18 protein-coding genes are annotated in these 19,210 nt (G+C 68.7%); 11 read left to right on the top strand and 7 right to left on the bottom strand.

Annotation, left to right across the window (positions count from 1 at the left end; all coding sequences use genetic code 11):
- Positions 1-94 precede the first annotated feature (94 nt).
- Positions 95-1,546 carry a penicillin-binding transpeptidase domain-containing protein gene (locus AB0N66_RS03990; RefSeq protein WP_365428246.1) on the top strand — a complete coding sequence of 484 codons (1,452 nt, stop codon included), beginning with the start codon at positions 95-97 and terminating at the stop codon, positions 1,544-1,546.
- Between the two features lie 104 nt (positions 1,547-1,650).
- Here the strand turns inward: AB0N66_RS03990 and AB0N66_RS03985 are convergent, their stop codons facing one another.
- The 4 genes from AB0N66_RS03985 to AB0N66_RS03970 all read right to left on the bottom strand — a co-directional run bounded on the left by AB0N66_RS03985 (position 1,651) and on the right by AB0N66_RS03970 (position 5,822).
- On the bottom strand, positions 1,651-3,102 hold the full coding sequence (locus AB0N66_RS03985; RefSeq protein ID WP_365428243.1) for an NCS2 family permease: 1,452 nt from the start codon (positions 3,100-3,102) through the stop codon (positions 1,651-1,653).
- 397 nt (positions 3,103-3,499) lie between these two features.
- Positions 3,500-4,294: an HAD family acid phosphatase gene (locus AB0N66_RS03980; protein WP_365428240.1), complete on the bottom strand. Its 795-nt coding sequence runs from the start codon at positions 4,292-4,294 to the stop codon at positions 3,500-3,502.
- A gap of 103 nt (positions 4,295-4,397) precedes the next feature.
- The gene (locus tag AB0N66_RS03975) at positions 4,398-5,150 is read right to left on the bottom strand and encodes an MBL fold metallo-hydrolase (RefSeq protein WP_365428237.1); all 753 of its coding nucleotides are present in this window, start codon (positions 5,148-5,150) and stop codon (positions 4,398-4,400) included.
- Between the two features lie 87 nt (positions 5,151-5,237).
- Positions 5,238-5,822: a TIGR03086 family metal-binding protein gene (locus AB0N66_RS03970; protein WP_365428234.1), complete on the bottom strand. Its 585-nt coding sequence runs from the start codon at positions 5,820-5,822 to the stop codon at positions 5,238-5,240.
- 162 nt (positions 5,823-5,984) lie between these two features.
- On the opposite strand from AB0N66_RS03970, the gene AB0N66_RS03965 reads away from it, so the two are divergent.
- Together AB0N66_RS03965 and AB0N66_RS03960 are read left to right on the top strand one after the other, a co-directional pair.
- On the top strand, positions 5,985-6,953 hold the full coding sequence (locus tag AB0N66_RS03965; protein WP_365428231.1) for an NAD(P)-dependent alcohol dehydrogenase: 969 nt from the start codon (positions 5,985-5,987) through the stop codon (positions 6,951-6,953).
- A gap of 63 nt (positions 6,954-7,016) precedes the next feature.
- Positions 7,017-8,255, top strand: a complete 1,239-nt coding sequence (locus tag AB0N66_RS03960) for an MFS transporter (protein ID WP_365428228.1) — start codon at positions 7,017-7,019, stop codon at positions 8,253-8,255.
- Here the strand turns inward: AB0N66_RS03960 and AB0N66_RS03955 are convergent.
- Both AB0N66_RS03955 and AB0N66_RS03950 read right to left on the bottom strand, forming a co-directional pair.
- Positions 8,189-9,355 carry a hypothetical protein gene (locus AB0N66_RS03955; RefSeq protein WP_365428225.1) on the bottom strand — a complete coding sequence of 389 codons (1,167 nt, stop codon included), beginning with the start codon at positions 9,353-9,355 and terminating at the stop codon, positions 8,189-8,191. The genes AB0N66_RS03960 and AB0N66_RS03955 overlap by 67 nt on opposite strands.
- 31 nt (positions 9,356-9,386) lie before the next feature.
- On the bottom strand, positions 9,387-10,331 hold the full coding sequence (locus tag AB0N66_RS03950) for a 5-dehydro-4-deoxyglucarate dehydratase (RefSeq protein WP_365428222.1): 945 nt from the start codon (positions 10,329-10,331) through the stop codon (positions 9,387-9,389).
- A gap of 261 nt (positions 10,332-10,592) precedes the next feature.
- Between AB0N66_RS03950 and AB0N66_RS03945 the strand changes: the two genes are divergently transcribed.
- The 7 genes from AB0N66_RS03945 (at position 10,593) to AB0N66_RS03915 (ending at position 18,057) form a co-directional block, all read left to right on the top strand.
- Complete coding sequence (locus tag AB0N66_RS03945) at positions 10,593-11,402, top strand: NAD(P)-dependent oxidoreductase (RefSeq protein WP_365428219.1); 810 nt, start codon at positions 10,593-10,595, stop codon at positions 11,400-11,402.
- Positions 11,403-11,703: 301 nt separating this feature from the next.
- On the top strand, positions 11,704-12,474 hold the full coding sequence (locus AB0N66_RS03940; RefSeq protein ID WP_365428216.1) for a DeoR/GlpR family DNA-binding transcription regulator: 771 nt from the start codon (positions 11,704-11,706) through the stop codon (positions 12,472-12,474).
- A gap of 128 nt (positions 12,475-12,602) precedes the next feature.
- Entirely contained in the window at positions 12,603-13,973 is a 1,371-nt protein-coding gene (locus AB0N66_RS03935; protein WP_365428213.1) for a sugar ABC transporter substrate-binding protein, read from the top strand.
- Positions 13,970-14,908 carry a sugar ABC transporter permease gene (locus AB0N66_RS03930; protein ID WP_365428210.1) on the top strand — a complete coding sequence of 313 codons (939 nt, stop codon included), beginning with the start codon at positions 13,970-13,972 and terminating at the stop codon, positions 14,906-14,908. The genes AB0N66_RS03935 and AB0N66_RS03930 overlap by 4 nt, the downstream gene beginning before the upstream one ends.
- Complete coding sequence (locus tag AB0N66_RS03925; RefSeq protein ID WP_365428207.1) at positions 14,908-15,777, top strand: carbohydrate ABC transporter permease; 870 nt, start codon at positions 14,908-14,910, stop codon at positions 15,775-15,777. The genes AB0N66_RS03930 and AB0N66_RS03925 overlap by 1 nt, the downstream gene beginning before the upstream one ends.
- The gene (locus AB0N66_RS03920; protein WP_365428204.1) at positions 15,774-16,763 is read left to right on the top strand and encodes a zinc-dependent alcohol dehydrogenase family protein; all 990 of its coding nucleotides are present in this window, start codon (positions 15,774-15,776) and stop codon (positions 16,761-16,763) included. Before AB0N66_RS03925 ends, AB0N66_RS03920 begins: the two co-directional genes overlap by 4 nt.
- A gap of 109 nt (positions 16,764-16,872) precedes the next feature.
- Positions 16,873-18,057 (top strand): TerD family protein, encoded by a 1,185-nt coding sequence (locus tag AB0N66_RS03915; RefSeq protein WP_365428481.1) that lies wholly within the window; start codon positions 16,873-16,875, stop codon positions 18,055-18,057.
- A 243-nt stretch (positions 18,058-18,300) separates the two neighbouring features.
- Here AB0N66_RS03915 and AB0N66_RS03910 read toward each other — a convergent pair whose 3' ends face one another.
- Positions 18,301-18,867, bottom strand: a complete 567-nt coding sequence (locus AB0N66_RS03910; RefSeq protein WP_365428201.1) for a TetR/AcrR family transcriptional regulator — start codon at positions 18,865-18,867, stop codon at positions 18,301-18,303.
- 90 nt (positions 18,868-18,957) lie between these two features.
- Between AB0N66_RS03910 and AB0N66_RS03905 the strand changes: the two genes are divergently transcribed.
- Positions 18,958-19,191 (top strand): hypothetical protein, encoded by a 234-nt coding sequence (locus tag AB0N66_RS03905; protein WP_365428198.1) that lies wholly within the window; start codon positions 18,958-18,960, stop codon positions 19,189-19,191.
- The last annotated feature ends 19 nt before the right edge of the window (positions 19,192-19,210 follow it).

Below are 19,210 nucleotides of genomic sequence, written 5' to 3'. Positions count from 1 at the left end.
GCTTCATCAAGAGCCTGTGACTTCATGAACGACGTATGAGAAATGCGGGCGGAAGGGAACGATTCCCTCTCGCCCGCTCGTCTTTCCGAGCGGAATGAACAAGACGATCAGGCGTTCCGCCGTCTTCACGCTGCTGCTCGTGCTCGCTCTACTGGTGAGGGCGACGTGGGTGCAGTTCTATGAAGGCCAGGCGCTCGCGGACGACAAGGACAACCGGCGGAACGCGATAGAGCAGTACGCGAACCCGCTCGGGAACATCATCGTGGCCGGAGACGCGATCACCGGTTCCGCGCAGACGAAGGGCAGCGACCTCAAGTACAAGCGCACGTACACGGACGGCAGTCTGTACGCGGCGGTCACCGGCTACAGCTCGCAGGTGTACGGGGCGACCCAGCTGGAGGGCATCTACCAGGATCTGCTCGACGGCACGGACAGCCAGCTGAAGACCCCGCTGGACACGATCACCGACAAGCGGGCCGACCCGGGTGACGTGGTCACGACGATCGACCCGGATGTGCAGAAGGCGGCGTACGAGGCCCTCGGCGACAAGAAGGGCGCGGCCGTCGCGATCGATCCGGCGACCGGCAGGATCCTCGCGGTGGTTTCCACCCCCTCGTACGACCCCTCGCAGCTCAGCGCGGGCGACTCGGACGCGTGGACGACCCTGACCAAGGACGCCGACAAGCCGATGACGAACCGGGCGCTGCGCCAGCCGCTGCCGCCGGGCTCGACGTTCAAGCTGGTCGTCGCGGCGGCGGCGCTGGAGGACGGGCTGTACTCGGACGTCGACGCGAAGACGGACAGCCCGAACCCGTACAGGCTGCCGAACACGAACACCGACCTGGAGAACGAGAGCGCGTCCGCGCCCTGCGAGAACGCCTCGATCCGGGTGGCGCTGCAGTACTCCTGCAACAACGTCTTCGCGAAGATGGCCGTCGACCTGGGCCAGGACAAGCTCAAGGCGCAGGCCGAGAAATTCGGCTTCAACGACAAGTCGCAGGATGTGCCGGTGCGGGCGTACACCAGCGTCTATCCCTCCGACATGGACGAGTCGTCCACCGCGCTCACGGGCATCGGCCAGTTCGATGTGACCGCGACGCCGCTCCAGATGGCCATGGTGTCGGCCGCCATAGCCAATGACGGAAAGCTGGTCTCGCCGCACATGGTGTCGCAGACCAGTGACTCCGACGGCAATGTGCTGAAGGACTACGACGACAGCACGGAGACCAAGGAGGTCGTCAGCTCCTCCACGGCCCAGCAGCTCCAGTCCGCGATGCAGACGGTCGTCGAGGACGGCACGGGCACGAACGCGCAGATCTCCGGCGCGACGGTGGGCGGCAAGACCGGTACGGCCCAGCACGGCGAGAACAACAGCCAGACGCCGTACGCCTGGTTCACCTCGTACGCGAAGTCCGACTCCAGCGACAAGGAGGTCGCCGTCGCGGTCCTGGTCGAGCAGTCGGACGCGGCTCGCTCGGAGGTCAGCGGCAACGGCTTGGCGGCGCCGGTGGCGAAGGCGATGATGCAGGCGGCGCTGAAGGACTGAGCGCCGCCGATGCGACACGAAGGGCCGCCCTCGCACCCCTGGAGGACGGCCCTTCGTGTTGCTCCACGCCGAACATGGCCGTCACTTCACGCCGAACATGTGCGTCACTTCACGCCGAACAACTGCTCAAGCGGGTCGATCGCGAAGTACACCAGGAACAGCGCCGAGGCCCCCCACAGCAGCCAGTGCACCTCCTTCGCCTTGCCGAGGACCGTCTTGATCAGCACGTAGGCGAGGAACCCCGCGCCGATACCGTTGGTGATCGAGTACGTGAACGGCATCACGGCGATGGTCAGGAACGCGGGGATCGCGATCTCGTACTTGTCCCAGTCGATGTGCTTGACCTGGGTCATCATCAGGAAGCCGACCGCGACGAGCGCGGGCGCCGCGGCCTGCAGCGGCACGATCGTGAGCAGCGGGGTAAGGAAGAGCGCGAACGCGAAGAGCCCACCCGTGATCAGGTTCGAGAAGCCCGTACGGGACCCCTCGCCGACCCCCGCCGCCGACTCGATGTACGAGGTGGCGGAGGACGCCGAGGCCGCGCCGCCGGCGACCGCGGCCGCGCCGTCGATAAGCAGCACGCGGCCGAGGTTCGGCACCTTGCCCTCCTCGTCGAGCAGTCCCGCCTCGGCGCTGATGCCGACGACCGTGCCCATGGTGTCGAAGAAGTCGGAAAGGATCAGGGTGAAGACCAGCAGGACGACGGTGATCGCGCTGGTCTCACCGAAGGCGCCGAACAGGCTGAAGTGACCGAGCAGTCCGAAGTCCGGTGAGGCCACGATGTCGTCGGGGACCTTCGGTGTGGTCAGGCCCCAACTCTTGATGTCCGCGACGGAGTTGATGATGATCGCCACGATCGTCATGGTCACGATGCTGATCAGGATCGCGCCCTTGGCCTTGCGCGCGAGCAGCCCGATGGTCAGCAGCACGCCGAGACAGAAGACGAGAACGGGCCAGCCGGAGAGCGCGCCCGTGGCACCGAGCTGCACCGGCACGGTGGTCTGGGCGATGTCCGGGATGCGGGTGGCGAACCCGGCGTCGATGAAGCCGATGAAGGCGATGAAGAGGCCGATGCCGACGCTGATCGCCTGCTTCAGCGGCTGCGGAATCGCCTGCATGACGGCTTCCCTCAGCCCCGTCACCACCAACACGCAGATCAGCAGGCCTTCGAGGACGATCAGGCCCATCGCGTCGTCCCAGCTCATCAGCGGGGCGATCTGGAAGGCGACGACCGCGTTGAGGCCGAGACCCGCGGCGAGTGCGAGCGGCAGGTTGCCGCCGATGCCCATGATGATCGTCATGACCGCGGCCACCAGGGCGGTGGCGGTGGTCAGTTGGACGGCGTCGAGCTGGTGGCCGAACTTGTCCTTGGCGCTGCCCAGGATGATGGGGTTCAGGACAAGGATGTAGGCCATCGTGAAGAACGTGGCGAAGCCGCCGCGTATCTCACGGCCGAAGGTGGAGCCCCTGACGGAGATCTTGAAGAACTGGTCGACTCTGTTCGCCGGGGGCGGCGAGGCACTTGGCCGGTCGGCCACCTTCTGCTGATCGGACATGGCGAGACTCCTCGTTGCCTGCGTGCTGGGGTGTGCGGATGATGGCTGGATTGTTCCCGTGTTGAACCGCTTTCAGGTTTTCCCCGTGTTACGGAATCGAGTTCGGCCTGCCATACGCTGTTCGAGACCCTGTACGAATGACTGATACGCTCACGCGTCTCGCCCCACGGGCACACCACTTCTGCGCGGGCGACTCAAGTGGCCGTATACGCAGGCGAATTCGGGAGCCGGAACACCCACGAAGGCGCCTCGCAGGACACAACCAGATGTTCGGTTCGGACGTCTCTACCAGTGACCACATTGATCTGCTGGCCTGAGCCCCCCTCGGCCAGTCAGAAGAGCCCCCGCCGATGACGATCGGCGGGGGCTCACCCTTTGAACAGGCCTGTGCGAGGGACTAGCTCACGAAGTACGTCGGGTTCGGAAGCTTGTACGTCTTGTCGGCGTACCCCCCATCGAGGTCGGAGTACTGGTCGCCGAAGTTGGCGACGACGTCGTACCCGAGGGACTCGATGTGCTTGCGCGTGCCGGACTTGTACTGCACGGTCGTGCAGGTCCAGGCGGCGGCGGTGGCGCAGGCGCTCAGGTACGACGGCGGGTTGGCCGCGTCCTTGAGGAACATGTGGCCGGCGTCGAGGTTGATGTCGACGCCGACCTTCTTCAGGTTCGCGACCGCGGCGGCGCGCTGCGACTCCTTCAGGCCCGAGTTGTAGAAGACCTCGACACCCTTGGACTCGGCGTACGCGACGAGTTCGGGGGTGCCGAAGACGGCCGGACGGTCGGCCTTGGCCACGTAGTCGGCCCAAGTGGCCGAGTTATATGTGTAGTTGGTCTTCTTCTCGTAGTCGAGGGAGAGCAGCAGCGTGTCGTCGATGTCGAAGACGACCGCGGGCTTCTCGCCCTTGTGCCTGCCCTGGTCGGCGACCTTCTTGATGTACTTCTTCGCGTCGGACTCGATGTGCGCCAGGTCCTTGGCGTACGGGCTGCTCTTGGACGCCTGGTACACACCGTTACTGTCGAGGGTGGTCCCGTAGTAGGTGTCGATCTCCCCCACCAACAGCCCGATGTTATGGGGCTCTTTGGTGCTGTTCGCCGTCGACTGATCGGCGGTGGCGACACCCGTGCCGTACAGGGCGGCACCGGTGACGGCACAGGCGGCGGCGATGGCCGCTATACGCAGTGGCTTATGCATGACAGGTTTCTACGCGCGTAACCCGCCCGAACGCGAGGCTCGTTGCCTGATGGTTACCGAGTCCATAGGCAATCTTTAAGCCAAAAGGTGCCGGCGCGGATGCTCAAACGATCTTCACTTCGCCCTTGCGGGCCTGGACGGTACGGCCACCGAAGGCACTGGCCGCACGGGCCGTCGCGTCCTCCGGCGTGAGCGTGGGCCCGACGTGGGTGACGAGCAGTTCCCGCACTCCCGCCGCTCGCGCGACCCCGCCCGCGTCCTCCGGAGTCAGATGGACGCGTGCACCTTCGTGATGCCGGTCGATGTCGGCCTCGCAGAGGAACAGGTCGGCTCCCTGGGCGAGTTCGGCGAGCCGAGCACAGGGCCCGCTGTCCCCGGAGTACGCCAGGACACTCCCCTCGTACTCGGCCCGCAGCCCGTACGCCTCGGTGTCGTGCTCGACGGCACGGCTGAGGAGCCGCAGCTCTCCCACTCGCGCCTCATGACCGTCGTACAGGGTCCGAAAGTCGAAGATCCCGCTCAGGAACCCGGAATCGCCCTGCCCGAAGAACCCGGCGAGCCGCTGCCCGAGGTCACGCGGCGCGTACACAGGAAGGGGCGCGGCGGGGGTCAGCCCGCCGTACGCAAGCCCGTAGAAGGCGGAGAGTAGATCGGCGCAGTGGTCCGCGTGCAGATGCGAGATCCAGATCGCGGCCAGCCGCGCGGGGTCGGTGTGCCTCTGCAACTCGGCGAAGGTTCCGGGCCCGGCGTCGACCCACACCTCGGCGTCCCCGCCGCGCAGCAGATAGCCGGAACAGGGGCGGCCGGGGCCCGGGTGCGGGGAGGCCGTGCCGAGGACTGTGAGGGTGAGGGACATGCGTGGAGCGTACGAAACCGCCGTTCCGCGGGCGTCTCTTTGTTGGGCGCTACGGCTTCATTGCAGCGCTATGGGTTCATCGGATCGCTACGGCTTCCAGCCCGGATCCCGCCCGCTCAGCCCGATCGCCCGGTCGAGCAGCGGAGCGTTGTCGGGCACCGGCACCACGGGGCCAAAGATTGCGCCTCGGGTCGGGTCCTCGGCCGAGGCGAGGAGGAATTCGTACGACACCTGCAAGGCTGCGGGATCGGGCTCGTACGCCTGGCCGGTGGCCCGCGCGAGATCCCAGCCGTGCACGACCAGCTCGTTGGTGGCGACCATGCCGCCGACCGCGCCCGGCAGGGACACGCCACCCGCCCGGGTCTCCCCGGTCCAGGCGGCCGGATCGCGCCAGGCCTCGGCGAGTTCGTCCATCACCTTGGGCAGCCCCTCGCGCCAGCCGGGCTCGATGTCCGGCACGGCCGCGTTCGGGTTGGTGTCCGTGGTGGCCCCCAGATCCTTGCGCCCGGCGTCCCGGAAGGCCGCGGCGAGCCCGGCCAGGTGCCCCAGCATGTTGTGCACCGCATGTTCCGGACATGGGGTCACGCCCGCCAGCTGCTCGTCTGGCACACCCGCCGCGAGGTGCGCGACGATCCGGGCCTGCGGCCCGAGGTCAAGAATCCCGCCAGTCATCCGCTTCTCCTCAGAGCTCGTACGCGTCTCCACTCCTGGGGTAGACCGACGAACGTACGAAAACTCATCGGTCTCGCCTCCATGACCGTCCTCCGGAGGCTGGGCACACGTTCGAGCCGCCGGGATGCTCGATGCCAGAGGTACGCGAGAAGGAGAGCCACCGTGAGAGCGATCGTCCAGGATGCCTACGGAACCGCAGACCTGCTGGAGGCGCGCGACATCGACCGGCCCGTCCCCCGTGACGACGAGGTGCTTGTCGAGGTGCGTGCCGCCGGGGTCGACCCGAGCGTGTGGCACCTCATGACGGGCAGGCCGCTGGTGGCCCGCGTCGCCCTTGGACTCCGCAAGCCCAAGAACCCCGTCCGGGGCTGGGACGGCGCCGGGCGGGTCGAGGCGGTCGGCGCGAAGGTGACCGAGTTCAAGCCCGGCGACGAGGTCTTCGGCAACTGCGAGGGCTCGTTCGCCGAGTTCGCGCGCGCCAAGGCCCGCAGGCTCGTCCTCAAGCCTCGCCACCTCACCTTCGAACAGGCCGCCGCCCTCCCTGTCTCCGGCATGACCGCCCTGCAGGCCCTGAAGGGGACGGCACGCCCACAGCCGGGCGACCAGGTCCTCGTCATCGGCGCCTCGGGCGGCGTCGGCTCCTTCGCCGTCCAACTGGCCACGATGTACGGCGCCGTGGTGACCGGCGTCTGCGGCCCCACCAACACGGATTTCGTACGATCCCTGGGCGCCACCCACGTCCTCGACCACACCCAGGAGGACGTCACCGCCGGACCCCACCGCTACGACGTCATCGTCGACTGCGCGGGCCTGCGCCCCGTGCCCCTGCTGCGCCGCGTCCTCGCCCCACGCGGCACCCTCGTCATGGTCGGAGGCGAGGGCGGGAGCGCCTTCTTCGGCGGGATGGGCCGCGAGATACGGGCCTCCCTGCTCTCCCCCTTCATCGGCCAGAACCTCCGCAACCTCATCTCCCTCCCCCGCCACGAGGACCTCCTGACCCTCAAGGACCTCGCCGAGCAGGGAAAGATCACTCCGGCCATCGACCGCACCTACCCGCTAGCCGAGGCCGCGGACGCGGTCCGGCACCTGGAGAAGGGCCACCCGCGAGGCAAGCTCGTCGTCATCATCTGACGGCGCCTTATAAGGCATCTGCCTGATCCCTGAGGCAGGTCCTTAGGGCCACGCTGACGAGCCATGGCGACATGGACAGTCAAGCGCGTCCTGCGGGACCGCAACGCGGGTCTGTATCTCAGCGCGGTCGTGGTCTCCGGCTTCGGCTCATCGGCGCTGTGGCTGGTGTCCGGCATCTGGGTCAAGGATCTGACCGGCTCGGACGGCCTGGCCGCGCTCTGCGTCTTCGCGCTCTGGGCCCCCACGCTCATCGGGCCCGCCCTGGGCACACTCGCGGACCGCACCCGTCGCCGGCCGCTGCTCATCGCCGCGAACCTGACCCTGGCCGCCCTCCTGCCGGCCCTCTTCGCCGTGGACGGACCGGACCGGCTGTGGATCCTGTTCACGGTGCTCCTGATCTATGGCGCCACGGGCGTCGTACAGGACGCCGCGGAGTCGGCGCTGATCGCCTCGGCCGTCGACAAGTCCCTCCTCGGCGACTTCAACGGCCTGCGGATGACGGCCAACGAAGGCATGAAGCTGGTCGCCCCACTCGCCGGAGCGGGCCTGTACGCGGCGTACGGCGGGGCGCGCGTCGCGCTCCTGGACGCGCTCACGTTCGTACTGGCCGCAGGCCTCTGCACACTCCTGCGGGTAAGCGAGACGAAGCCGCTCCCGGCCCCGACCGGCTGGCGCACGCAGACGGCCGAAGGCGCCCGCTTCCTGTGGACCCACGCCCGGCTGCGCCCGCTCGTCCTGGCCGGCGGCACGACCATGCTCTTCGCGGGCCTCAACGGCGCGACGGTCTACGCGGTCGCCGAGGGACTCGGCCGCTCACCCACGTACGTGGGTCTCCTGTACGCCGTCCAGGGCACCGGCTCGGTGGCGATCGGCCTGGCCGCGGGCCCCCTCCTGCGCCGCCTGGGCGAGCGCCGGTTCGCGGGGTACGGCATTGCGCTCAGCGCCCTGGCCGTGACGGCTCAGGCCCTCCCGTACGACGCGGTTGCCCTCGCGTCGGCAGCGGCTGTCGGCATCGGCCTGCCCTGCGTGCTGATCGCGGCGCTCACCGCGGTGCAGCGCGAGACCCCGGCCGCTCTCCTGGGCCGTACGACAGCGACCGCCAACACCTTGGTATTCGCCCCTACCGCGATAGGGCTCTCGGCAGGAGCGGGCCTGGTCGAACTCGTCGACTACCAGGTGCTGCTGGTAGCACTCGGGACGGCGCGACTGGCGGCGCTCACGCCCCTGCTACGGCCTCAGCCGAGCCCCGCGAGCGCCCCCGTAACGAGCGACAGGTCCTCGTCGGACGCCAACCCCGCGTGATACAGCCGCACTTCGGTGGCCCCCAGCTCGACCGCCCGCGCCACGTCCGCACCGAGCTCCGCCGGACGGCCACCCATACCGCTCACCACGGTGAAGTTCGCCGCCAGCACGCTCCCCTCAACACCCCGGTCGGCAAAGGGAGTCAGCAGCCCGGGCCCTGCGGCGCACGGTACGACCACGCCGTCGGCGACGGACAGGATGTGCCCGGGATCCACTCCGGCGTTCGCGCCGCAGTGGTACGAGACCGGGTCCGCGTGCAGCAGGATCCGGAACCCCTCGGGGGCGGCCGAGCGCACCGCGGTGACAGTCTCCGTCTGGAGGGAGCGGGCGACGGAGTCACGCCACGCGCGTGTGGCGGCCGCGAGCTCGCTGCCGAGCAGCTTCTCCACGGCCTCCCAGCCCCCGGCAGGAGCCTCGCCCCGCCACACGGGCTCCAGAGCCCGCCGTACCGCGACCGCCAACTCCTCGGGATCCAGACCCTGTTGCGCAAAGCCGTCGCGACACGCGGGGCAGAAGCACAACGACATCAGGTACTGCCCGGCGTCCCCGAGTGCCACCCCCGCCGTCTTGTCGTGGGCGTGCAGATGCGCGAGCCCGTACCAGCCGAGGGATTCCAGCTCCGTACCGCCGGCCCCGGGCCGCACCGCCGCCTCGACGGCGAGATCGACCAGGTACGTACGTGTGTCGGGCTGCGCGATGCACGGAGCCCACGGATAGCGGTCCCCGTAGGCGTTGACCACAGAGGTCTCCGGAAACTCCTCACCCATACGGGAGTTGTGCGCGAGCACCACCCAGGTGTGTACGTCGAGTCCGGCCCCGGCGAGCGCGTCGGCGGCCTCCCCGTAGGCGTCACCCGGCGCCCACTCCCCTGCCGTGTACGGCCAGAGCCTGCGCCCCTCCCACCGCTCGTCGACGGGGTAGAGCACGGCGGCGTGCGAGGCGGTGACGATCCGGTGCCGGGGGTGGCGTGGGGTCAGCGCGCGTGTGGAGTGGTAGGCGGAGGCGAGCGTCACCTGCCGTACGCCGAGCCCGGCGATCCGGCCGGCGGCCTCCGGGTCTCCGTTGACATCCCAGGGATAGACGAACGCGGACGACTTCACTTGCTCTCCCCAGGAATCCGTACCGGCACGGTCACACACCCTCCTCGATCAGCCCGTACCCGCGCTCGATCAGCTGCGCGAGTTGCTTCAGATGATCCTCGCTCGGCTCGTGCAACGGCGGCCGGACCTCACCCACGTCCAACCCCCGCAGCCGTACGCCCGCCTTGACGAGCGAGACGGCGTATCCGCGCCCGAGTGCCCGCAGGTCGACGAACGGCCGGTAGAAGCCGTCGATCAGCCGGTTCACGACCTCGTCGTCACCGGTGTTGAGCGCCTTGTGGAAGGCCAGGGCGACCTCGGGTGCGAAGCAGAACACGGCGGACGAGTACAGCGTGATGCCCACCCCCCGGTACGCGAGCCCGGTCAGCTCGGCCGTGGGCAGCCCGTTGAAGTAGAGGAACTCCTCGCCCGGGACCTCGCTGCGCACGGCGCTGACGATCCGCTGGATCAGGTCCAGGTCCCCGAGCCCGTCCTTGAACCCGATGATCCCCTCCGTGCGGGCCAGCTCCACCACGGTCTCCGGCGTGAACACGGCGTTGTCGCGCTGGTAGACGATCACCGGCAGCGAGGTCGCCGCCGTGAGCTCCTGGTAGTGCCGCAGCAGTCCCTCCTGCCCGGCCACCACGAGATACGGCGGCATGGCGAGCAGCCCGTCGGCTCCGGCCGACTCCGCGAGCCGCGCGAACCGCACGGCGAGCGCGGGGCCGTACCCGGCGCCCGCGACGACTGGCACGCGCCCGTCCGCCGCTTCGACAGCCGCCGCGACGCACGCCTCGAACTCCTCGGGCGAGAGCGCGTGGAACTCCCCGGTGCCGCAGCAGGCGAAAACGGCGGCGGCACCGGCCTCGACTCCGCGCCGCACATGCTCCCGGTAGACGTCGAGGTCGACGCCGCCGTCAGCGCCGTACGGGGTGACAGGGAAGAACAGCGGCCCGCTGGGGATGCTGAGCCGAGCGGCAAGGGGGGCTGACGTCACGGACTCTCCCTAAGCGGTGCACGTTGACAGTGCCCGTCTCTCGGTGCACGTTTCTGATCCACGTCCATATTTCTGAACGCGTCCACGCTAAGCCGCGACCTTGGGGCCGGTCAAGCGCGCAAACCCGCAACACAGAGGCGGATTTCCCGCCTCCGCGCGAGACTTGACGTGAGCCGTCGACAATCCTTAGCGTGTCCACGGATGTGAATGCCGTACACACATGCGCATGACCTACGGCTGCCGATTCAAGGAGACCCGAGGATGCCCGCTCCCCGCACCGTTCTGCTCACCGGCGCCGCCGGCGGCCTCGGCACCCTGATGCGAGGGCTGCTCCCGAAGTACGGCTACGAGCTGCGCCTCTTCGACCTGCTCCCCGTCGAGGGCGAGCCGGACGCGATCACCGCGGACCTCTCCGACAAGGCTGCGCTGCGCGAGGCGGTACGGGGCGTCGACGCGATCATCCACCTCGCGGGCATCTCCCTGGAAGCCTCGTTCGACAAGATCCTCAAGGCCAACATCGAGGGAACGTACAACCTGTACGAGGCGGCCCGCGAGGAAGGCGTACCCCGCATCGTCTTCGCCTCCTCCAACCACGCGGTGGGCTTCACCCCGCGCCCGCAGGGCGACGACCCCCTCATCCCCATCGACACCCCGCGCCGCCCGGACACCTTCTACGGCCTGTCGAAGTCCTTCGGCGAGGACCTGGCCCAGTTCTACTGGGACAAGTACGGCCAGGAGACGGTCTCGGTCCGCATCGGCTCCTGCTTCGCGGAGCCCGCGAGCGTGCGCATGCTCTCCGTCTGGATGAGCCCCGAGGACGGCGCCCGCCTCTTCCACGCGGCCCTGACCGCAGAGGACGTACGGCACACGGTCGTCTACGGCTCCTCCGCCAACACCCGCCTGTGGTGGGACCTCTCGACCGCCCGAGCCCTGGGTTACGAGCCGCAGGACGACTCCGAGCCGTACGCCGCGAAGCTCATCGCCAAGCAGGGCGAACTCGACCCGGACAACCCGGACCACGCCCACCTGGGTGGCCACTTCACCACGCACCCGCCGATCTGGCCGTACTGAGGCCGCAGGCCGAAGCAGCTGAAGGCGGGCGGGCACCGAACGGGCCCGCCCGCCCCCGCATTCGGGCACGGACCCTGCCCGTTCCCACCTCCCCATTCGCTCCGCCCCAGGTCCGCCGCGGGCAGCCGTGGCGTGAAACGGGCCCAGCCGGGCACCATCGGGCATGCAACAAGCCTGGTCAGTGGCCGATACCCGCTGTAGAACTTCCCTACAAGGATCCACCGGGCCCGAACGGGCAGTGCGCGGTGTCGTGCACACCGGGAGCGGTCGCGTACACCGGGCAAGGGAGCGGGTGACGGCCATGACAGCCATGACGGCGGAGGAGCGTCAGCGCGAGATCGTCCGGGCCGCCCGGCGAGCGGGCTCGGTCGACGTCACCGCACTCGCCACCGAGCTGGGCGTCGCGAAGGAGACCGTACGGCGCGATCTGCGCACCCTGGAGGACCACGGCCTGGTACGCCGCACCCACGGCGGCGCCTATCCCGTGGAGAGCGCCGGGTTCGAGACGACGCTGGCCTTCCGCACCACGAGCCAGGTGCCCGAGAAGCGCCGGATCGCGGCCGCCGCGGCCGAGCTGCTCGGGGACGCCGAGACGGTCTTCGTCGACGAGGGGTTCACTCCGCAGCTCATCGCGGAGGCGCTGCCCAGGGACCGGCAGCTGACGGTGGTCACCGCCTCCCTGGCCACCGCGGGCGCGCTCGCCGAGGCCGACAACACGAGCGTTCTGCTGCTCGGCGGCCGGGTCCGCCCCGGCACGCTCGCGACCGTGGACCACTGGACGACGAAGATGCTCGCCGGCTTCGTCATCGACCTGGCGTTCATCGGCGCCAACGGCATCTCCCGCGAACACGGCCTCACCACCCCCGACCCGGCGGTCAGCGAGGTCAAGGCCCAGGCGATCCGGGCCTCCCGGCGCACGGTCTTCGCGGGCGTGCACACCAAGTTCGGCGCGGTCAGCTTCTGCCGGTTCGCCGACGTCAGCTCTCTGGAGGCGATCGTCACAAGCACGCTGCTTCCGGCGTCCGAGGCACACCGGTACTCACTGCAGGGCCCGCAGGTCATCCGAGTCTGAGAAACAAACCAACCCCCCCTTCGCCGAGTCCGAAAACCCAACTCACCCACCCCAGGCACAACCACACCCACCGCGCCCCATATCTCCCCATACGTCATCTTCCTCACGTCTACGTCCAGGAGTGATCCATGCGAACCCCGAGCCGACGGAGGCCGCGCGCACTGCTCGCCGCGGCCGCCGCAGGGACGCTGCTCACCCCGCTGCTCTCCGGGTGCTGGACCGGAGCGGGCGGGGCGGGCTCCGGCGGGAACTCCATCAACGTACTGATGGTCAACAACCCGCAGATGGTCGAGTTGCAGAAGCTCACCGCCGCCCACTTCACCAAGGAGACCGGCATCAAGGTGAACTTCACCGTGCTGCCGGAGAACGACGTCCGCGACAAGATCAGCCAGGACTTCGCCAACCAGGCGGGCCAGTACGACGTCGCCACGCTCAGCAACTACGAGATCCCGATCTACGCCAAGAACGGCTGGCTGCACGAGATGGACTCGTACGTGCAGAAGGACAGCGCCTTCGACGAGCAGGACATCCTCGCGCCGATGCGGGAGTCCCTCACGGCCGAGGACGGCAAGCTCTACGGGCAGCCGTTCTACGGCGAGTCGTCCTTCCTGATGTACCGCAAGGACGTGTTCGCCGAGAAGGGCCTCACGATGCCGGCGCATCCCACCTGGGAGCAGGTCGCGGACCTCGCCGCGCAGGCCGACGGCGCCGAGTCGGGCATGAAGGGCATCTGTCTGCGCGGCCTGCCCGGCTGGGGCGAGGTCATGGCCCCGCTCACCACCGTCGTGAACACCTTCGGCGGCACCTGGTTCGACAAGGACTGGAACGCCCAGCTCGACTCCCCCGAGTGGGAGGCGGCCACGAAGTTCTACGTGGACCTCGTCCGCGAACACGGCGAGTCGGGCGCTCCCCAGTCCGGCTTCGCCGAGTGCCTCAACAACATGACCCAGAGCAAGACGGCCATGTGGTACGACGCCACTTCTGCCGCGGGTTCACTGGAGGCGGCCGACTCCCCGGTCAAGGGCAAGATCGGCTACGTACCCGCGCCGGTGGAGAAGACCGACTCCTCCGGCTGGCTCTACACCTGGGCCTGGGGCATCCAGGACGCGTCCAGGAACCCGGACAAGGCCTGGAAGTTCGTCTCCTGGGCGTCAAGCAAGGAGTACGAGCAGCTGGTCGGCGACGAGATCGGCTGGTCCAACGTCCCGGCAGGCAAGCGCGCCTCGACCTACACGAACGCCGACTACCTCAAGGAGGCCGGCGCCTTCCAGGAGATGACGAAGGAAGCCATCGAGGGCGCCAAGCCCACCGACCCCGGAGTGCAGCCGCGCCCCGCGCCGGGCATCCAGTTCGTCGGCATCCCCGAGTTCACCGATCTCGGCACCAAGGTCTCCCAGGAGATCAGCGCGGCCATCGCCGGACGCCAGTCCGTCGAGTCGGCCCTGAAGAAGTCCCAGAGTCTCGCCGAAGAGGTCTCGAAGGAGTACGAGGGACGATGACCGCCACGACAACAGCCCCCCTGACCGCCGCTTCGGCACCCGCCACCCGAAAGCCGCCGTCCGACCGGATGCGCGCCTGGGCCACCCGCGCCCCTCTCCTGCCTGCCCTGATCTTCATGGTCGTCGTGACCCAGCTCCCGTTCGTGGCCACGCTGGTGATCTCCTTCTTCGACTGGAACGCCCTCTACCCGGACGCCCGCCGCTTCACGGGCTTCGGCAACTACACGGACGTACTGTCCGACGCCGACCTGCGCCACTCGGTCTGGACGACGATCCTGCTGACCGTGACCGTGGTCCTGGTCAGCCTGGTCCTCGGCCTGGTCCTGGCCCTGCTCCTGGACCGCAAGTTCCGCGGCCGGGGCCTGGTCCGCACCCTCCTGATCGCACCGTTCCTGGTCGTCCCGGTGGCCGCGGCCCTGCTCTGGAAGCATGTGCTCTACAACCCGGAGTACGGCCTTCTCAATGGCTTGCTGCACTATGTGGGCGGCCCGGAACCGGACTGGATCTCCAACACACCACTCCTGGCCGTCGAGGCATCCCTGGTCTGGCAGTGGACCCCGTTCATGATGCTGATCCTGCTCGCGGGCCTACAGAGCCGCGACCACCAGCAGATCGAGGCCGCGAAGGTGGACGGCGCCAACGGCTGGCAGGTCTTCCGCTACCTCACGCTCCCCCACCTGCGCCGCTATCTCGAACTCGGCGCCCTGCTCGGCTCGATCTACATCGTCCAGAACTTCGACGCGGTCTTCACGATCACCTCAGGCGGCCTGGGCACCGCGAACCTCCCGTACACCGTCTACCAGAGCTTCTACCAGGCCCACGAGAACGGACTCGCCTCCGCCGCCGGCGTCCTGGTCGTCATCGGCTCGATCATCATCGCGACCTTCGCACTGCGCGTGGTCTCGTCCCTGTTCCGCGAGGAGGGATCCCGCTGATGGCCGCGACAGCAACACCCGCGCGTACGGTCCCCACCCGCCCCACCCACCGCAAGCGGGGAGCGGGCCTGGGCCTGGTCGCCTGGCTGCTGGGAATCGTCTTCTTCCTCCCCATCGCCTGGATGGCCCTGACGTCCTTCCACTCCGAGACGGACGCGGCGACAAACCCCCCGTCCTTCGGGGCGGCCCTCACCCTCGACGGCTACCGCGAGTTCTTCGGCACCGGCGGCGGCGCAAGCCCCTGGCCGGCGCTCATCAACTCAGCCACGGCGTCGCTGGTCTCCACCCTCCTCGTCCTGCTCCTCGCCTTCCCGGCGGCGTACGCGCTCTCCATCCGCCCGGTGAAGAAGTGGACGGACGTCCTGTTCTTCTTCCTGTCGACGAAGATGCTCCCGGTCGTGGCGGGTCTCCTCCCGATCTACCTCTTCGCCAAGAACACCGGAATGCTGGACAACATCTGGCTCCTGGTCATCCTCTACACCTCCATGAACCTGCCGATCGCGGTGTGGATGATGCAGTCCTTCCTCGCCGAGGTCCCGGTGGAGGTGATCGAGGCGGCCCAGATCGACGGCGCGAGGCTACCGACGATCCTCGCCCGGGTAGTGGCCCCCATCGCACTGCCCGGCATCGCCGCCACGGCCCTGATCTGCTTCATCTTCAGCTGGAACGAACTCCTCTTCGCAAGGGTCCTCACCGGCGTGGTGGCCGAGACCGCCCCCGTCTTCCTGACCGGCTTCATCACCAGCCAGGGCCTGTTCCTGGCGAAGGTGTGCGCCGCGTCGCTCGTCATCTCCCTGCCGGTGCTCGCCGCAGGATTCGCCGCCCAGGACAAGCTGGTCCAGGGCCTGTCGTTGGGAGCCGTGAAATGAAGGCCGCAGTCATCGAGTCCATCGGCCGCGCCGTGGTGGCGGAGGTCCCGGACCCGACGCCGGGCCCCCGAGAGGTCGTCGTCGAGGTCGCCGCCTGCGGCCTCTGCGGCACCGATCTGCACATCCTCCAGGGCGAGTTCGCGCCCAAGCTGCCGATCGTGCCGGGTCACGAGTTCGCGGGCGAGGTGGTCGGCGTCGGCACCCAGGTCACGGAGCTCTCGGTCGGCGACCAGGTGGCCGTGGACCCCTCCCTCTACTGCTACGAGTGCCGGTACTGCCGTACGGGCCACAACAACCTCTGCGAACGCTGGGCCGCGATCGGCGTCACGACGGCCGGCGGCGCCGCCCAGTTCGCCGTAGCCCCCGTAGCCAACTGCGTGAAGCTCCCGGAGCACGTCCGCACCCAGGACGCGGCCCTCGTCGAACCCCTGTCCTGCGCGGTACGCGGCTACGACGTCCTGAACTCCCGCCTGGGCGCCCACGTCCTCATCTACGGGTCCGGAACCATGGGCCTGATGATGCTGGAACTGGCGAAGCGCACGGGCGCGGCAAGCGTGGACGTCGTCGACCTCAACCAGCAGCGCCTGGCGACGGCCCAGCAACTGGGCGTCTCCTCCTCAGCCACGAACGCCGACGAGCTGGACCGCCCCCAGGGCTGGGACCTGGTCATCGACGCGACAGGCAACGCGGCGGCGATCCAGGACGGCCTGGACCGCGTCGCGAAGGCCGGCACCTTCCTCCAGTTCGGAGTGGCCGACTACGCGACCCGGGTCACCATCGACCCGTACCGCATCTACAACCAAGAGATCACGATCACCGGCTCCATGGCAGTCCTGCACAGCTTCGAACGCGCGGCGGAACTGTTCGCGACCGGTGTCCTGAACCCCGACGTCTTCATCAGCGACCGCCTGCCTCTGGACCAGTACCCCCAGGCGCTGGAGCAGTTCGCGTCGGGGGTGGGAAGGAAGATCGTGGTGGTGCCGTAAGACAGGCCGGCGTCGGTCCGGGCAGGGTCCCATCCCCCACCCGGACCAACTCCTCGTTTGGTAAGGGAACGGTAAAGCGCCCTCGCTCGTTACCTCAGTCATGACAGCTATGACGCCAGGCTCGAACATCCCTCTCCCCGTCGCTCGCGTGACGGTGGACGTCGCCGCCCCGGTGCGGCTCGACGTATCGAGCCTGCTGCTCACCGCCGACGGCAAGGTGCGCTCCGACGACGACTTCATCTTCTTCAACCAGCCCACGGGCCCGGGAGTGACGTACCGCTCGGGCGGCGGCACGGCCCCCGACACGATCACGGTCGACACGGCCGCGGTCCCCCCGGGCATCGAGAAGATCGTCGTCACGGCAAGCCCGGATGCGGCAGGCCAGACCTTCCAGGGCATCGAGCCCACGGCCACGATCCGCAACGCGGACGACAACTCCGTACTGGCGTCGTTCACCCCGCCCCAACTGGGCACGGAGACGGCCCTGGTGATCGTGGAGGTCTACCTCCGCAACGGCGCGTGGAAGGCCCGAGCGGTAGGCCAGGGCTATGCCAACGGCCTGGCAGGCATCGCCACGGACTTCGGCGTCTCGGTGGAAGAACCGGCCCCGGCCCAGCCGGCAGCCCCCACGCCCACCCCGGCCGCACAACCCCAGGTGACGCCCCCGCCGCCCCCGTCCGCTCCCCCCGCCACCGCCGCGGCCCCTCCCACCTCCGGCAAGATCAACCTGGACAAGGGCCGGGTAAGCCTCCAGAAGAACCAGACCGTCTCCCTGGTCAAGGGCGGCCGCCCGCTCCTCTCCCAGGTCAAGATGGGCCTCGGCTGGGAGCCCGCGTTCCGCGGCAAGGACATCGACCTGGACGCCTCGGTCATCGCCTACGGCCCGCAGCGCAACCACATCGACAGCTGCTACTTCGGCAAGCTCTCCATCGTGAACGGCGCGATCAAGCACTCCGGCGACAACCTCACGGGCGAGGGCGGCGGCGACGACGAGGTGATCGTCGTAGACCTGGGCCGTCTCCCGCAGGAGGTCACGGGCCTGGTCTTCACGGTCAACTCCTTCTCCGGCCAGAAGTTCACCGAGGTGGCCAAGGCCTACTGCCGCCTCATCGACGCCGCCTCAGGCGAAGAACTCGTCCGCTTCGACCTCACCAGCGCCGAAGCCCAGACCGGCGTCATCATGGCCAAGCTGATCAAGCAGTTCTCCGGCGAATGGGAAATGACAGCCCTGGGCGAGTTCGTCAAGTCCCGCACGGTCCGAGGCATGGTCAAACCAGCAGCCAAGTCCCTCTGACCAACCGAACACCGAAACCACACACCACTGCCCCCTCCGCACCCGCAGCCGAATGACGGCGGAAGGGGGCGTGCCGGTACGTCCAGATGCCCGTCGCGTACGTTCGCGTCACCGGACCCCCGCATCCTGCCCGACGTCTGATCCGGCGGCGACGGGCGGGACGTACCGGCACGCCCCCGACCCACCCACCGGACGCACCCGGCACGCACACCGGACAGCAGGCACGCAGGACGCACCCGGCACCTAACCCCGAAGCCCCTCCATAAGCAGCGTCAGATACCGCCGGATGTGCTTCCCCTCGCCATCGGCCAACTCCGACGCACTGGCGACTCCATGGGCCAGCCGCAGCACCTCAACCGGCAGCACATCCCCCCGCAGCGTCCCCTCCCGCTGAGCCGCCTCGACCAGCCGAGTGGACGCCCCCCTCATCGAGATCCCGCACGAGGTCAGCACAGCGGAACTCCCGTCCGCGACGGCCGAGCCGAGCAACGCCTTCAGCCCACGGACCTGGATCATGGCCACGCTCAGTTCGTTCAGCCACTCCAACAGCGCCTCGCCGGGCGGCAACACCGCCGCGATCTCGTCCGCGCGAGCGGCGATCGCCTCGATGGTGTCGACGTAGACGGCCTCCAGCAGCGTCTGCCGACTCGGAAAGTGCCGGTACAGCGTCCCGGACCCGACCCCGGCCTTCTTGGCGATGTCGTCGAGCGACGCACCCTCCCCGTGCTCGGCGAAGGCGACCGCCGCCTCTTTGACCAGCCGCTCATAGTTCCGCCGCGCATCCGCCCGCATCGGCTTGACCTGCGTCATTCAGATACTCCTTGCCAACCGGGGGCTCTCTCCGTATCTTACCCGCGACCGCTCCAGCGCTACGGCTCCAAGCCGCTGCTGATCACCGGCATGACGCTGCTCGTGGCCTCGGCCGGCTGGCTCAGGCGGCTCGACCCCGGCGACGGCTATGTCAGCGTCTACGGCACGGCGACCCGGCACGCGACCGGCTTCCCGTCCGCGATCCTCACAGAGGGCGCGGCCCGGGCGTTCGGGGTCGGCTCACTGATCGCGTTGACGGCGCTACTGGTCACGGTGCTGGTCATCACGGGGCGCAAGCAGCCGGCTCAGAACGGCACGCGGTAGGCGTACTCAAAAGAACCCA

Source organism: Streptomyces sp. NPDC093544, assembly GCF_040683495.1.
In the GTDB taxonomy this organism is placed as follows: Bacteria; Actinomycetota; Actinomycetes; order Streptomycetales; family Streptomycetaceae; genus Streptomyces.
This window is presented reverse-complemented; position numbering and strand designations above follow the sequence as displayed.

Excerpts from the sequence above, each read along its gene's own strand:
- AB0N66_RS03990 (WP_365428246.1), top strand. The coding sequence starts at position 95 with ATGAACAAGACGATCAGGCGTTCCGCCGTCTTCACGCTGCTGCTCGTG.
- AB0N66_RS03985 (WP_365428243.1), bottom strand. The coding sequence starts at position 3,102 with ATGTCCGATCAGCAGAAGGTGGCCGACCGGCCAAGTGCCTCGCCGCCC.
- AB0N66_RS03980 (WP_365428240.1), bottom strand. The coding sequence starts at position 4,294 with ATGCATAAGCCACTGCGTATAGCGGCCATCGCCGCCGCCTGTGCCGTC.
- AB0N66_RS03975 (WP_365428237.1), bottom strand. The coding sequence starts at position 5,150 with ATGTCCCTCACCCTCACAGTCCTCGGCACGGCCTCCCCGCACCCGGGC.
- AB0N66_RS03970 (WP_365428234.1), bottom strand. The coding sequence starts at position 5,822 with ATGACTGGCGGGATTCTTGACCTCGGGCCGCAGGCCCGGATCGTCGCG.
- AB0N66_RS03960 (WP_365428228.1), top strand. The coding sequence starts at position 7,017 with ATGGCGACATGGACAGTCAAGCGCGTCCTGCGGGACCGCAACGCGGGT.
- AB0N66_RS03945 (WP_365428219.1), top strand. The coding sequence starts at position 10,593 with ATGCCCGCTCCCCGCACCGTTCTGCTCACCGGCGCCGCCGGCGGCCTC.
- AB0N66_RS03940 (WP_365428216.1), top strand. The coding sequence starts at position 11,704 with ATGACAGCCATGACGGCGGAGGAGCGTCAGCGCGAGATCGTCCGGGCC.
- AB0N66_RS03935 (WP_365428213.1), top strand. The coding sequence starts at position 12,603 with ATGCGAACCCCGAGCCGACGGAGGCCGCGCGCACTGCTCGCCGCGGCC.
- AB0N66_RS03930 (WP_365428210.1), top strand. The coding sequence starts at position 13,970 with ATGACCGCCACGACAACAGCCCCCCTGACCGCCGCTTCGGCACCCGCC.
- AB0N66_RS03925 (WP_365428207.1), top strand. The coding sequence starts at position 14,908 with ATGGCCGCGACAGCAACACCCGCGCGTACGGTCCCCACCCGCCCCACC.
- AB0N66_RS03920 (WP_365428204.1), top strand. The coding sequence starts at position 15,774 with ATGAAGGCCGCAGTCATCGAGTCCATCGGCCGCGCCGTGGTGGCGGAG.
- AB0N66_RS03915 (WP_365428481.1), top strand. The coding sequence starts at position 16,873 with ATGACGCCAGGCTCGAACATCCCTCTCCCCGTCGCTCGCGTGACGGTG.
- AB0N66_RS03910 (WP_365428201.1), bottom strand. The coding sequence starts at position 18,867 with ATGACGCAGGTCAAGCCGATGCGGGCGGATGCGCGGCGGAACTATGAG.
- AB0N66_RS03905 (WP_365428198.1), top strand. The coding sequence starts at position 18,958 with ATGACGCTGCTCGTGGCCTCGGCCGGCTGGCTCAGGCGGCTCGACCCC.